General features: G+C 68.1%; 11 protein-coding genes and 1 tRNA gene. 5 read left to right on the top strand and 7 right to left on the bottom strand.

Going from position 1 to position 12946, the window contains the following annotated elements; genetic code table 11:
• Positions 1 to 12 precede the first annotated feature (12 nt).
• A complete protein-coding gene (locus tag MEBOL_RS28815; protein ID WP_157775595.1) occupies positions 13 to 1626 on the top strand; it encodes an alkaline phosphatase family protein in 1614 nt (537 codons plus the stop codon).
• A complete protein-coding gene (locus MEBOL_RS28820; RefSeq protein WP_095980457.1) occupies positions 1623 to 2705 on the top strand; it encodes a lysylphosphatidylglycerol synthase transmembrane domain-containing protein in 1083 nt (360 codons plus the stop codon). The genes MEBOL_RS28815 and MEBOL_RS28820 overlap by 4 nt, the downstream gene beginning before the upstream one ends.
• Before the next feature lie 55 nt (positions 2706 to 2760).
• Here the strand turns inward: MEBOL_RS28820 and MEBOL_RS28825 are convergent.
• From MEBOL_RS28825 to MEBOL_RS28855, 7 genes are all read right to left on the bottom strand, one after another.
• Positions 2761 to 2844: transfer RNA gene (locus MEBOL_RS28825), tRNA-Leu, on the bottom strand.
• A 101-nt stretch (positions 2845 to 2945) separates the two neighbouring features.
• Positions 2946 to 3323, bottom strand: coding sequence for a 2Fe-2S iron-sulfur cluster-binding protein (locus MEBOL_RS28830; protein ID WP_095980458.1), 378 nt, complete (start codon positions 3321 to 3323; stop codon positions 2946 to 2948).
• Position 3324: 1 nt separating this feature from the next.
• Positions 3325 to 5169: a Fe-S protein assembly chaperone HscA gene (gene hscA, locus MEBOL_RS28835; protein ID WP_095980459.1), complete on the bottom strand. Its 1845-nt coding sequence runs from the start codon at positions 5167 to 5169 to the stop codon at positions 3325 to 3327.
• The gene (hscB, locus tag MEBOL_RS28840; protein ID WP_095980460.1) at positions 5166 to 5795 is read right to left on the bottom strand and encodes a Fe-S protein assembly co-chaperone HscB; all 630 of its coding nucleotides are present in this window, start codon (positions 5793 to 5795) and stop codon (positions 5166 to 5168) included. The genes hscA and hscB overlap by 4 nt, the downstream gene beginning before the upstream one ends.
• Positions 5796 to 5883: 88 nt before the next feature.
• The gene (locus tag MEBOL_RS28845; RefSeq protein ID WP_095980461.1) at positions 5884 to 6279 is read right to left on the bottom strand and encodes a HesB/IscA family protein; all 396 of its coding nucleotides are present in this window, start codon (positions 6277 to 6279) and stop codon (positions 5884 to 5886) included.
• Positions 6280 to 6311: 32 nt separating this feature from the next.
• On the bottom strand, positions 6312 to 6710 hold the full coding sequence (gene iscU / locus MEBOL_RS28850) for a Fe-S cluster assembly scaffold IscU (protein WP_095980462.1): 399 nt from the start codon (positions 6708 to 6710) through the stop codon (positions 6312 to 6314).
• Between the two features lie 37 nt (positions 6711 to 6747).
• Positions 6748 to 8109 carry an IscS subfamily cysteine desulfurase gene (locus tag MEBOL_RS28855; RefSeq protein ID WP_245920160.1) on the bottom strand — a complete coding sequence of 454 codons (1362 nt, stop codon included), beginning with the start codon at positions 8107 to 8109 and terminating at the stop codon, positions 6748 to 6750.
• Positions 8110 to 8467: 358 nt separating this feature from the next.
• On the opposite strand from MEBOL_RS28855, the gene MEBOL_RS28860 reads away from it, so the two are divergent.
• The 3 genes from MEBOL_RS28860 (at position 8468) to MEBOL_RS28870 (ending at position 12852) form a co-directional block, all read left to right on the top strand.
• Positions 8468 to 10120, top strand: a complete 1653-nt coding sequence (locus MEBOL_RS28860) for an SPFH domain-containing protein (RefSeq protein WP_095980464.1) — start codon at positions 8468 to 8470, stop codon at positions 10118 to 10120.
• Between the two features lie 36 nt (positions 10121 to 10156).
• Complete coding sequence (locus MEBOL_RS28865) at positions 10157 to 11725, top strand: amidohydrolase family protein (protein ID WP_095980465.1); 1569 nt, start codon at positions 10157 to 10159, stop codon at positions 11723 to 11725.
• Between the two features lie 233 nt (positions 11726 to 11958).
• Positions 11959 to 12852, top strand: coding sequence for a glycoside hydrolase family 16 protein (locus MEBOL_RS28870; protein ID WP_245918934.1), 894 nt, complete (start codon positions 11959 to 11961; stop codon positions 12850 to 12852).
• Positions 12853 to 12946: the final 94 nt, after the last annotated feature.

Here is a 12946-nt window from a genome sequence, read left to right on the forward strand (position 1 = left end):
AGGGGAGGAGACATGGTGAACGAGGTGATCAACCCGCAGCTGCAGACATGGGCCCGGCGCTACGTGCGCCAGGTGGAGTCCCAGGTGCGTCCGCTGTCGGCTTCCCGACGGCGCAAGCTGCTCCTCGTTCATCTGGACGGCGTTCCCAAGGCCGCGTTGGAAGAGGGGCTGCGCTCCGGGCAGATGCCCTTTCTCGGGGGACTGGTGGGCTCGGGTGCCTATGCCCTGGATGAGGCCTTCTGGGGCTCGCCCGCCTCCACTCCCGCCTTTCAGGGCGGGTTTCTCTATGGCCACCGCCATCCCAATCTGCCCGCCTATAGCTGGTTCGATCGGGAACTGGGCCGCAAGGTGCAGATGAACACCCCGGCGGACGCGCTCGCCATCGAGACGCGGCTGGGACACCGCCCCGGCACGAGCCTGCTGTCCGAGGGAGGGCACACCTACTTCTCGCTCTTCCAGGCCCAGGCCAACAACCGCCTGTGCATGAGCACCGTGGCCAGCTTCAAGACGATGGTGCGCGGCTTCAGGTACGAGATGGAGGGCGTGGTCGCGGGCCGGACGCGGGGGCCGCTCTCGTATCTGCGCTCACTTGGCCGGGATGCCTGGAATGCCTTCACCGAGGTCCATCGCTGGGCCCGGATTCAGCGGGACTGGCGCCACGAGCACGCCTATTTGATGAGCCGTGTCTTCCTCCAGCGGCTCGGTTGGAGCTTCGCCCACACCAAGGCCCTGGTGGACATGGTGCGTGGCGTGCCCATCGTCTACCTCGTCTACGGCAATTACGACGAGGTGGCCCACCGCCGGGGGCCTCGCTCGGAGCAGGCGCTCGCGGAGTTGCGGCGCGTGGATGCCTATCTGGCCGAGCTCCATGCGGTGGCCCACGCGGTCCAGCCTGGCTACGACGTCATCTTCCTGTCGGATCATGGCCACGTGGACAGTGACGCCATCGAGAAGCGCACCGGCCAGCGGCTGGAGAAGCTTCTCTTGGAGGGCGAGTCCCCGCCTTTGTCCGAGGATGTGCGGCGCGGGCTGCTCGATGGACGCGTCCTCCCGGAGCGGGGGAGGGAGCCGCATGTGCCGTTGAATCCCGTGGTGGTGGAGTCCGGCAATTTCTCCCACGTCTACCTGACGCGCGAGCGCCAGCCGCTCGAGGCCGCGCAGCTGGTGGAGCGCTTCCCGGAAGTGCTCGCCCGGGCCACGCGCCACCCGGACATTGGCATCGTGGTGGTGCGTCAGCGGGACTCGGCGGTGGCCATCATCGGGGGGCAGGTGTACGGGTCGGAGGACATCATCAGCGCGCCCCTGCCCGTGGAGTTCTCCCGCCGCGCGGTGGCGGACTACCTGCGTGAATTGCCGCACATGCCCACCGCGGGCGACCTGGTGCTCTTCGGCCAGGCGGTACCCCAGGGCGGCACGGTGGGCTTCGCCTGGGAGTTCGGCTCGCACGGGGGACTCACGCGCACGGAGACGGCCAGCCTCGTGTGCTGGCCCCAGTCGCTCCCGGTGGACCTGTCCGCCCTGGGCCACTGCACCCAGCTGTACGAGCGGCTGTCGAGCATCTACCGGGATGGGGCACGGCCTCGGGTGGAGGTGGCCCCCACCGGCTGGAGGGAGGCTTCCCTATGAAGCGGGTGGGTGGACGTACATACCTCAAGGTGTTGATGGTCCTGGTGGGGGTGGTGCTGACGGTCATCCTCGTCGCGAGCGCCTTCTTCACCTGGAACCCGGGAGGGCCTGGGCCCCTGCTCCTGCCGCGCTTCTCCTGGGCGCGCTTCTTCGAGGATCTGCCCGCGCACCTGCGCTGGCTCATCCCGTTCCTGCTGCTGTCCGCGGCCATCCTCCCCCTGAGGGCGGTGCAGTGGCAGACGACGCTGAGCAAGCCCGTTCCCCTGCGGGAGCGCTACCACCTGGTGGCCATTGGCGCCTTCACCCACAACGCGCTGCCCGGCAAGCTGGGGGATTTCATCCGCTGCTTCCTGCTGTCGCGCACCCAGCGCATTCCCTTCCTGCAGGCCCTGGGCTCGGTGGCGGTGTGCAAGCTGCTGGAGTTCGCGGCGCTCATGGGCCTGGTGTTCGTGTCCTTCCTGGGGCCCTTCGGGAAGACGATGGCCAGCTTCGCCGGGCCGCTGCGCATCGCCCTGGGCGTCTGCGTGGGCCTGATGGTGCTGGTGGTGTTGCTGGCGCACTACGCGCTGCCGCTCGCCCGCTGGCTGGAGCGCAAGCACCGGCTGCCGCGCGTGCGTCACCTGCTGGGCCATGTGTCCGAGGGCCTGGGGACGGCGCGCAGCTTCAAGGGCATGGCCCGGGCGCTGCTCTTCTCCGTGGGGCCCGTCCTGGCGCCCGCGCTGGGCTATGGACTGGCGCTGCACGGCATTGGCGTCCCGGGAGGCCTGTTCGCGGGTGCCGTCGTCCTGGGGGCCATCGCGCTCGGGCAGGCCTTGCCCGGAGTCCCCGCGGGTATGGGCATCTACTACTTCGTCACCAGCTGGGCGGCGCGCTCGCTGGGGGCCTCGGCCGAGGACGCGGCGGCGTTCGCGACGCTCACCCACCTGGCGACGATGCTCAGTCAGGTGTCCCTGGGCGCCTTGTCCGTCCGCCTGCGGGGCATCCGGATCCGCGACTTGCGCAAGGGCGGCAGCCTGGCCCGCGACGCGGCGGGGCACATGGCCCACGAGTCGGTGAGCCCTCACCACAGCCCGGCGTGACCGGAGGAGCCGGAAAAGAAAAAGGCCCCCGCTTTTCAGCGGGGGCCTTTCTCAGTGCCCAGGAGAGGACTCGAACCTCCATGCCCTTGCAGGCGCTAGACCCTGAATCTAGTGTGTCTACCAATTCCACCACCTGGGCGGGTGGCGCTGCCTTCTTGCTGCGGCGTCTCGGCGGTGCGTTGCGTCGACGGGGGCGGTGTATAGATGCCTGAACCGTCCCCGTCAAGCAGTTGTTTCAACCTACTTCTTCACGGGCCATTTTCCCTCGGACATGAGCTGCCGGCGCACGGCGGGATTCTCGTCCAGCCAAGCCGTGAGGGACTCCTCGGTGATCTCCGCGAGCACCTCCTCCGTGCCGACCTCCGTCTGGCAGGACAGGCGGGAGTAGGGGCGGACGTCGAAGCCCATGTCCAGCCGGTCCACCTCGTCGTCCCGTTGCTCGGAGAGCGACTGGAGGCCCTTGCGGATCCAGATGTGACAGGTGGAGCAGCCGCAGACCCCTCCACAGGAATGGCCGACCTTGGCGCCGGCCTTCTCGGCGGCGTCCAGGAGGGTGGTGCCCGGGGACACCTCCACCGAGACGTCCTCCAGGGGGCTCTTGAAGTGGACCTTGGGCACGTCAGAACTCCTCGACCGAGTGGCCCGCGACGACCTTCGTCAGGGCCTGGTTCATGATGCGCTCGACGAAGGGCTTGCACCCCTCGTCCAGGGCGTGGATGGCGTCCTTGATGGCCTGGGAGTCCTTCCCCTGGGCCTGCTCGCGCACCCGGGCCATGGCGGCCTCGATGGTGGCGCGCTCGCCCTCGACGAGGAGCGAGGCGTGCTGCCCCAACTGCCGCTCGGCCTCGGTGAGGACGCGCTCGGCCTCCACCCGCTGCTCGCGTACCTGGCGCACCTGGATGTCCTCCTCCGCGTGGTCGATGGAGTCGAGCAACATGGTCTCGATCTCCTCGTCGGTGAGGCCGTGGCTGGGCTTGACGGTGATGGACTGGGTGGCGCCGGTGCTCTGCTCCTTGGCGCTCACGGAGAGGATGCCGTCCGCGTCCACCTGGAAGCGCACCTCCACCCGGGCCATGCCCGCCGTCATGGGTGGAATCCCACCCAGGGTGAAGCGCGACAGGCTGCGGCAGTCCTCCACGAGCTCGCGCTCGCCCTGGAGCACGTGGATGTCCAGGCCCGTCTGTCCGTCCTTGAAGGTGGTGAAGACCTGGGCGGCGGCGGTGGGGATGGTGGAGTTGCGGGGAATCAGCTTCTCCACGAGCCCGCCCATCGTCTCGAGCCCCAGCGACAGGGGGATGACGTCGAGCAGCAGCACCTCGTCCTGGCGGGCATCATTGGTGAGCAGGTCCGCCTGGACGGCGGCGCCGAGCGCCACCACTTGATCCGGGTCGATGTCGCCCAGGGGCTCGCGGCCGAACAGCTCGGCCACGAACGCTCGCACGGCGGGCACCCGGGTGGAGCCGCCCACGAGGATGACGCCGTCCAGCTCCGAGGCCGTCACGCCCGCGTCCTTGAGGGCCCGCCGGCACACCGCGCCCGTCTTCTGGAGGAGCGGGCGGATCCACTCCTCCACGTCCGAGCGCCGGATCGTCTGCCGGTGCGAGCCCACGGCCAGCTCCGTCTCGGGGCCGTCGGTGAGGGCTTCCTTGGCCTTGCGCGAGGTGGCGAGCACCTCGGCCACGAGGGCCGCGGAAGGGGAGGCCTCCCCGAGGGCCTGGAGCACGCGCTGGGCGATGGCCCGGTCGAAGTCGTCTCCGCCGAGCGCCGAGTCACCGCCGGTGCTCTTCACCTCGAAGACGCCGTCCACCAGCTTGAGGATGGAGATGTCGAAGGTGCCGCCGCCCAGGTCGTACACCGCGAAGGTGCCCTGGCTGCCCTTGTCCAGCCCGTAGGCGAGCGCCGCCGCGGTGGGCTCGTTGAGCAAGCGCAGCACGTCCAGGCCCGCGAGCCGGCCCGCGTCCTTGGTGGCCTGGCGCTGGGCGTCGTCGAAGTAGGCGGGCACGGTGATGACGGCCTGCTCCACCCGGCCGGAGAAGTGCGTCTCCGCGCGGCGCTTGAGGGCGCGCAGGATTTCCCCGGACACCTCGATGGGCGTCACCGGCTGGCCCCCGGCCACCTGGAAGCGCACCACCTTGCCGCCGCTCGCGAACTGGTAGGCGCCCAGCTTGCGCGTCTCCGGATCATCCGGACCCCGGCCCATGAAGCGCTTCACGGAGACGATGGTGTCCGTGGGGTGCTCGGCCACGAGGCTCCGGGCGCGCGCGCCCACCACCACGCCTCCGTCCTTGCCGTAGTGCACCACCGAGGGCAGCAGCAGGCTGTCCCCCTCGTCCGCCGCGAAGCAGCGGGGTTTGCCCTGGACGACGCTCGCCACCAGCGAGTTCGTGGTGCCCAGGTCGATCCCCACCGCGTGCCCCTTGGGCTTGAGCGGATCATGAATCTGCAGGTAGCCGTTCTTGCTCACGCCAGCATCTCCTCCTCGAACGCGTCCACCTGCTCGAGGAAGCGCGTGAAGTAGCGCACCCGACCCAGGGCGTGCGACGCCTTTTTCACCAGGGACTCGTCCAAAGGCCCCTTCTCCAGGGTGCGCAGGGCCTCCACCGCCTCCTGGAGCGCTCCCGAGCGCCGCGCCCCCACGTCCTGGGCCATCTTCTGGATGCGTCCGGTGTCCCGGGCCTCCATGGCCTCGTCGAGCGCCTCGCGCAGCTCCATCACCTCCTCGAGGAACTCGAGGGGCATGTTCTTCTGGGCGCCCGAGTCCTCGCGGTCCAGGTCCACGCCGTGCAGCGACAGCAGGTAGAAGGCGCGCCGGGTGGCGTCCTTGAGCGTCTTGTAGGCCTCGTTGAGCGCCGTGGTCTGCTCGAGCGACAGCCGGCGCTCGCGTGCCTCCGCCTGGGCGAAGCGGTCCGGGTGCAGCTTCAACGACAGCTCCCGGTATTGCCGCTCCAGGGCGTCCAGCTGCACGTCATGGCTCGGGGGCAGGCCGAAGACGGCGAAGTGGGTGGTGCCCGCGAGCCGGCCCGCGATCTTCCCGCAGGCCCCACAGAAGGGGCGGCCCTCCGACTCCTTGTCACAGTTCCAGCACTTCACGGATGCGTCCCTCTCGACGGACGAAACAACAAGGGCCCGGCGTGTCGCGGCCGGGCCCCGGAATGGGAATGCGCCGTAGCGCCAGCGCTCAGACGGAGAAGCTCTCGCCGCAGCCGCACGCGCCCTTCACGTTGGGATTGTTCAGCTTGAACCCGCTGGCCATCAGCGTGGACTCGTACACGATCTCCGTGCCGAGCAGGTACAGGTAGCTCTTTGGATCCACGAAGACCCGCACGCCCTCGCGCTCGAAGATCTTGTCCTTCTCGCGCGGCTTCTCCGCCCACTCCATCACGTACGCGAGCCCCGAACACCCGCCGCCCCGCACCGCGATGCGCAGGCCCGCGTCGGGCGTCTGCCGCTCGGCCAGCAGCTTGTGCAGCTGCGCCACCGCGCTGTCATGCAGCGTGATGCCCCTCGCCGGCTTGGCGGCCGGGGTGGCAGGCGCCGTCTTCTGGACCGTCTGCTCTGTCGCCTGCTCGTTCATCACGTGCCTCCTCGCGTCGCCCTGGACGGACGTCAGACCGCCTCGCGGCGCGCCTGGCGCTTCTTCTTGAAGTCGTCGATGGCCGCCTTGATGGCGTCCTCGGCCAACACGGAACAGTGGATCTTCACCGGCGGCAGCGCCAGCTCGCGCGCCACATCCTTGTTGGAGATGGTCAGCGCCTCGTCCACCGTCTTGCCCTTCACCCACTCGCTCACCAGGGAGCTGGACGCGATGGCCGAGCCGCACCCGAACGTCTTGAAGCGCGCGTCCTCGATGATGCCCTCGTCGGTGATCTTCAGCTGCAGGCGCATCACGTCGCCGCACGCGGGCGCGCCCACCAGGCCGGTGCCCACGTTGGGGTCCGACTTGTCGAGCGAGCCGACGTTGCGGGGGTTCTCGTAGTGGTCGATGACTTTGTCGCTATAGGCCATGGGGGACTCCGTAAGGGTGTGAAGGGGGTGGGGAGGACTAGTGCGCCGTCCACTCGATGCTCTTGAGGTCGATGCCTTCCTTGGCCATCTCGTACAGCGGGCTCATCTCGCGCAGACGGTTCACCTTGTCCACCATGAGCTGGATGACGAAGTCGACCTCTTCCTCGGTGTTGAAGCGGCCCAGGCCGAAGCGGATGGAGCTGTGCGCCATCTCCTCGTCCACACCACAGGCGCGCAGCACATAGGAGGGCTCGAGCGAGGCGGACGTGCACGCCGAACCCGAGGACACCGCGACGTCCTTGATGGCCATCATCAGCGCCTCGCCCTCCACATAGGCGAAGGAGATGTTCAGGTTGCCCGGCAGCCGGTGCTCCTGCGAGCCGTTCACCGTGATGAGATCCAGCTTCTCGGCGATGCCCTTGCGCAGCCGCTCGCGCAGGCGCGACAGGCGCACGGCCTCCTCCGCCATCTCCTCGCGGGCGATCCTCGCCGCCTCGCCGAAGCCCACGATGGACGCCACGTTGAGCGTGCCCGAGCGCATGCCGCGCTCATGGCCGCCGCCATCGATGAGCGGCGCGATGCGCACGCGCGGCTTGCGGCGCACGTACAGCGCGCCCACGCCCTTGGGGCCATACATCTTGTGCGCGGAGATGGACGCCAGGTCCACGTTCATCTCCTCGACGTGGAAGGGCACCTTGCCAATGCCCTGCACCGCGTCGCAGTGCAGCAGGATGCCGCGCTGGCGGCACAGGCGGCCAATCTCCGCGATGGGCTGCACGGTGCCGATCTCGTTGTTGGCGAGCATGATGGACACCAGGAGGGTCTTGTCCGTCATGGCCGCCTCGAGCTTCTTGAGGTCGACCCGGCCATCCTTCTCCACGTCCAGGTACGTCACGCGCGCGCCACCCGTGGGCAGCGCCGCCCACTGCTGGTAGGCCGCGTCGTTGTCCAGGTCGTGCTTGATGGCGAGCGTGGCCAGGTCCTCGCGGGACACCGGGCCTCCCGTGAGCTGCATGAGGCGCAGCGTCTTGAGCTCGTCCAGCCGCTCCTGACGCACGCGCTCCAGGCGCTTGCACGTGTCGAGCACCGCCTTGTGCTCCGTCTTCAGGGTGATGATGTGGTCGCCCTTGTCCTTGTAGAACTCGACCACGCCCTTGATGGCCAGGTTGTCCGACTCGGTGGCGCCCGAGGTGAAGACAATCTCCTTGTCCGACGCGCCGATGAGCGCCGCCACCTGCTTGCGCGCCTGCTCCACCGCCGCCTCGGCCTTCCAACCGAACGCGTGATTGCGCGACGCGGCATTGCCGAAGTCCTCGCGCAGATAGGGCAGCATGGCCTCCAACACACGCGGATCCAGCGGCGTGGTGGCGTGGTTGTCCATGTAGATGGGCAGCTTCAGCATCTCGGTGAACCTTCCGGGCAGCCGTCGGTCTCGGACCTCGACGGGTGGGATAACCCCGCGACGTCCTTGGGCGTGCCTACATTGGCACACCTAATGTGGACTGGACTGGTCAATTATAAAATCGACCCCCCCTCGGTCAAGGCGACATGAGGGACGAGGGTCCTGCGCCGTCGTAACCGGCGAATCGGAGGGATTTAGTCCTCTTTCACCGCCGGTCCAGATTGGAGCGATCCAGGAGGGGACACCCCGTTCCAGGCTGGAGCACCCCTTGCCCCCAAGTGGTCGATTTCAGGGCGCTCCAGCATTGGCCACGGGCCTGCAATCCGCGAAGTCCAGGACTTCTGGAGGGACGCGGATGAGCACGAAGGACAAGCGGGCGGTGAATCTGAACGCGGTGGGTTCCCTGGCGGTGTCGGTAGGGGAGCCCCCGCCGCCGCCCCGGAACGAGGTGCGCAACGACCTGGCCCGGGTGGAGTCGGAAGCGCGCTACCAGGGGGGTTGGCGGGCGGGCAAGCCGGCCGAGGACCCCGAGAAGATGAAGAAGTGGGGTCTCATCACCGCCCGGCCGAGCGAGTTCCTCATCCACATGCGCCGGGGCCGGGTGCGGGACGTGAGTGGGCAGGGCGCCTCGTGCTTCAAGCTGCCGGGCGACGCGGTGGCCATTGTCCCCACGAGCGTGCAGCGCCTGCGCTTCACCGCGGATCAGGTGACGAGCGAGAAGGTGGGCGTGCAGGTGACGGGGCTGGCGGTCTACCGGATCGTCGACCCCCTGGTGGCCTTCCGGATGCTCAACTTCTCCTTCCCCGAGCGGGCCCAGGAGAAGCTGCGCGAGCTGCTCGGGGAGATGTTCGTGGGCGCCGTGCGGCGGCTGGTGGCGAACCTCACCGTGGAGGAGTGCCTGACCCGGCGCAAGGAGGGGCTGGCCACGGAGCTGATGCGGGAGATCGCCCCGGTGGTGTCGGGCCGGGGGCGGCTGGAGGACAGCACGGACACGGGGTGGGGCGTGGTCCTGGACACGATTGAAATCCAGGACGTGCGGGTGCTGTCGGACACGGTGTTCGCGAACATGCAGGCGCGCTACCGCCAGGAGCAGGAGCGGGTGGCGCGCGAGGCGGAACTGGCCAAGGAGCGCTTCATCCGCCGCGAGGAAGCGGAGGTGGAGCGGCAGATCGCCCTGACGCGGCTGGCGACGGAGGAGGAGGTCCGCCACAAGCGCCAGGAGGCCGAGGAGCAGGCGAAGCTGGAGTCGCTGGCGGTCGAGTCGCGCGTGGAGGAAGCGCGAGTGGCCAAGGAGCGGGGGACGCGGCAGGCGCAGGTGGCGCTGGAGCGCGAGACGGCGCTGGCGAAGCTGAACGCCGAGCGCGAGGTGCGCGAGCAGAAGGCCCGGACGGACGAGGCGCAGGCGCTGACGCGGCTGGAGGCGGAGCGGCGGATGGCGGAGGCGCAGCAGGAGAACGAGCGGGCGCTGGCGGGAGCCCAGGCGCGAGCGGCCCTGGAGCGGATGAAGCTCGAGCAGGAGTCGGACGTGGCGCGCTTGGCGCACGAGCGTCGGATGAAGGGGCTTCAGGCGGAGGCGGAGGTGGCGGCGCTGTTGTACGAGCAGCAGACGCTGGCGGCTCGGCATGAGGCGCGGATGGCGGAGTTGCACCAGGAGGAGGAGCGGGCGCGCTCTCAGGCGAGGGCGGCCGAGGCCCGGTGTGCCATCGCCGAAGCGGAGCTGACCCTGGCGGAGCTGGATGCCCGCAAGGCGCGCATGGCGCAGGATCCAGAGTTGGCGAGGGCCAAGGCGTTGCGGGAAATCGAAAACACGCTGTCGCCCGAGTCGATTCAACTGGTGTTGGCGCAGCAGTTGCCGCAACTGGCGGCGGCCTTCCAGCAGAACATGGGTGAAGTGCACGTGACGGCGGTGGATGGAGCCAATCCCTTTGGATACATCGCCGCGGCGGTGGAGGGCGTCATGGGCCTGGCTCGCTCGGCGGGCTTGCAGGTGCCCGCGAAGAAGGAGTGACCCGGGTAAGATGGGAAGGCGGGAGGAAGCTCGGCCATGTTGATGTCTCTGCTGATGGGAAGCGGTCCCTGCCCTTGTTGCGCCTACTCGCGGGCGGCGTCGTTGCTGCCCTTCTGGCCGTTCCAATCGGTGCGTCGGCCCTTGGTCCGCGGCGCGAGCGAGTCGCGTTCGCGTGCCGAGCCGATGCTCTCCGAGGAGCTCCACATCGACGGCGCGACCATTGTCGATCCTCGCGACGGCGGCAAGACGGCAGGGATGACCGTCATCACCCAGGGGGGACGGATCGTCGACGTCGTGCCCGTTGGCTCGATGCGGCCACGTCCTTCGGTCCAGGTTGTCGACGCGACCGGCAAGTTCATCGTCCCGGGCTACAACGACATGCACTCCCACGTGCTCGAGCTGGAGGATCCATCGGGCGGGCTCGCCCTGATGCTGGTGGAGGGGGTGACCGGCTTTCGGCAGATGTCAGGCTCGCCCGGGCTGCTGGAGCTGCGGCGCAACGGCGACCTGCCGATCGGGAAGGAATCACCCGCGCTGCTGGAGACGCCAGGCTCGATCCTCACGCCCTTCAACGCGGGCTCGGTCGAGGAGGTCGTCGCGGAGATCCGGCGGCAGAAGGACCAGGGCGCCGACTTCGTCAAGTTGGGCCTGACGAGCCCGGAGGTATTCTTCGCGGCGATCGCCGAGGGCAAGCGGGTGGGGATCCCGATTCTTGGGCATCTCCAGGAGGGGACCGACGCGCTCGAGGCGTCACGCGCCGGCTTCCGCTCGATCGAGCATCTGGGGCCCGGCAGCACGATCTGGGTCAGTTGCTCCTCTCAGGAGGAGATGCTCCGCGCCGACAGTTATAAGCGCCCCTTCATCAAGGCGCCGCCGATAAAGATTCCGTTTCTCGAGCGCCTCATCATGCGCCGCTTCCGCACCCTGCTCATCAACCCGGTGGCGTTCGCTCATCCGGGTGACGCGGCCCGGCTCGGACTCGCGATCGACACCTTCAGCGAGGCCAGGTGCGACTCGGTGGCCGAACACTTCGTGACGGACGGCATCTGGCACGTCCCGACGCTGGTGCGCTTGCGCACGCAGGAACTCGCGGACGAGCCGAACTACGAGCGCGACGAGCTGCTGCAATACATGCCGCGAGAGAACGTCAAGAAGTGGCGCCAGGTGACGGAGCGGTTCAAGAAGCTGCCGCGGGACATGCTGGGCACGTTCCGTAAGGCCTATCCGCGTCAGCGTGCGCTGGCCAAGCGCTTCGCCGACTCCGGGGTCCGCATGATGGTCGGGACCGACGGCGGGGCGCTGATGGGCCCCGGGCTGACGCTGCGGCAGGAGTTCGCCGAACTGGCCGAGGCGGGGTTCTCGCCACTCAAGATCCTCCAAATGGCGACGATCAACCCCGCCGAGTATCTCGGCCGCCGCGACACGATGGGCACGATCGAGCGCGGGCGCGACGCGGACATGGTGCTGCTCGACGCCGACCCGCTGGAGCGGGTGGAGAACCTTCACCGCATCGCGGGGGTCGTGCGGGCGGGCTTCTATTATTCGAGCCGCGATCTGAATGCCTTGCGGTCACGCGTCGCCTCGACCCGTGGCTACCTCCACTGACACCGTCGGCCGCCGGCCGGGCCAGACCGGAAGCACGGAGGGAGTCATCGCGATGTATTGGAATGGCAGTACCCGCTTGTTCTGTCGAGCGCAGCCCATCCATCCTGAGCATGAGATTCATGTTTCGCTGAAATTTTTTCCTTGAGGGCGCAAGGGTGACTGGTTGCGTCAATTGCCGGGAAAACAATTATTCGGCGTTTTCCTTGGAATCATGTTAATACGTGCTCATGACCATGATTACCCATTCGAAGCGTCCGAGCGGTTTCAAGCAGCTTTTCGCGTTGGGTCTGAGCGGCACGATGCTGCTCACCGCGGGATGTGGCGGCGAGATGGAGCAGCCCGTCCAGGAGCCGACCGCGCAGCAGGAGCAGCCCCTGGCGGGCTGGGTGCAGATCTGGAGCGATGAGTTCAACGGCACCAGCGTGGATCAGTCCAACTGGTCGTACATCACCAACATCCACGTCAACAACGAGCAGCAGCAGTACACCACCTCGTCGCAGAACGTGTCGGTGAGCAACGGCACGCTCAAGCTGACCGCCCGCCTGCAGTCCAGCAACGGCTATCCTTTCACCTCGGGCCGCCTGGAGAGCGCGGGCAAGCGCCAGTTTGGCCACACCCGCATCGAGGCGCGCATCAAGATGCCGGTGGGCCCGGGCCTGTGGCCGGCCTTCTGGCTGCTCGGCAGTGACATCAACTCGGTGGGCTGGCCCGCGTGCGGCGAGCTCGACATCATGGAGAACGTTGGCTACGGCGACTGGGTTTCGGGCGCGCTGCATGGCCCGGGCTACTCGGGCAACACCCCCATCAACGCCCGTTTCTACCCCAATTCCTCGGTGAGCAACTTCCACGTGTACCGCACGGAGTTCTCCCCCACGGACATCAAGTGGTACATCGACGGCAATCTGGTGAAGACCACGCAGAAGTCGGAGGTCACCCGGTACGGCAACTGGGTGTATGACAAGCAGTTCTTCATCATCCTCAACCTGGCGGTGGGTGGCACCTATCCGCAGGGCGTGAACGGCGCGTCCTCTCCGTACCCGGGTGTGCCGCAGTCCACGGCGGACCTCATCCGCAAGACGCCCCAGACGATGGAAGTCGACTGGGTTCGCGTCTATCAGTGGCAGTAATCCCCGGAGACGGGTAACGCCGCTTGGATGGGGAATGACCTCCAAGCGGCGCTTCATACGCCTACCGCTATGCGGTGAACGGACCGTGGTGTGC

The organism is Melittangium boletus DSM 14713 (genome assembly GCF_002305855.1).
GTDB lineage: Bacteria > Myxococcota > Myxococcia > Myxococcales > Myxococcaceae > Cystobacter > Cystobacter boletus.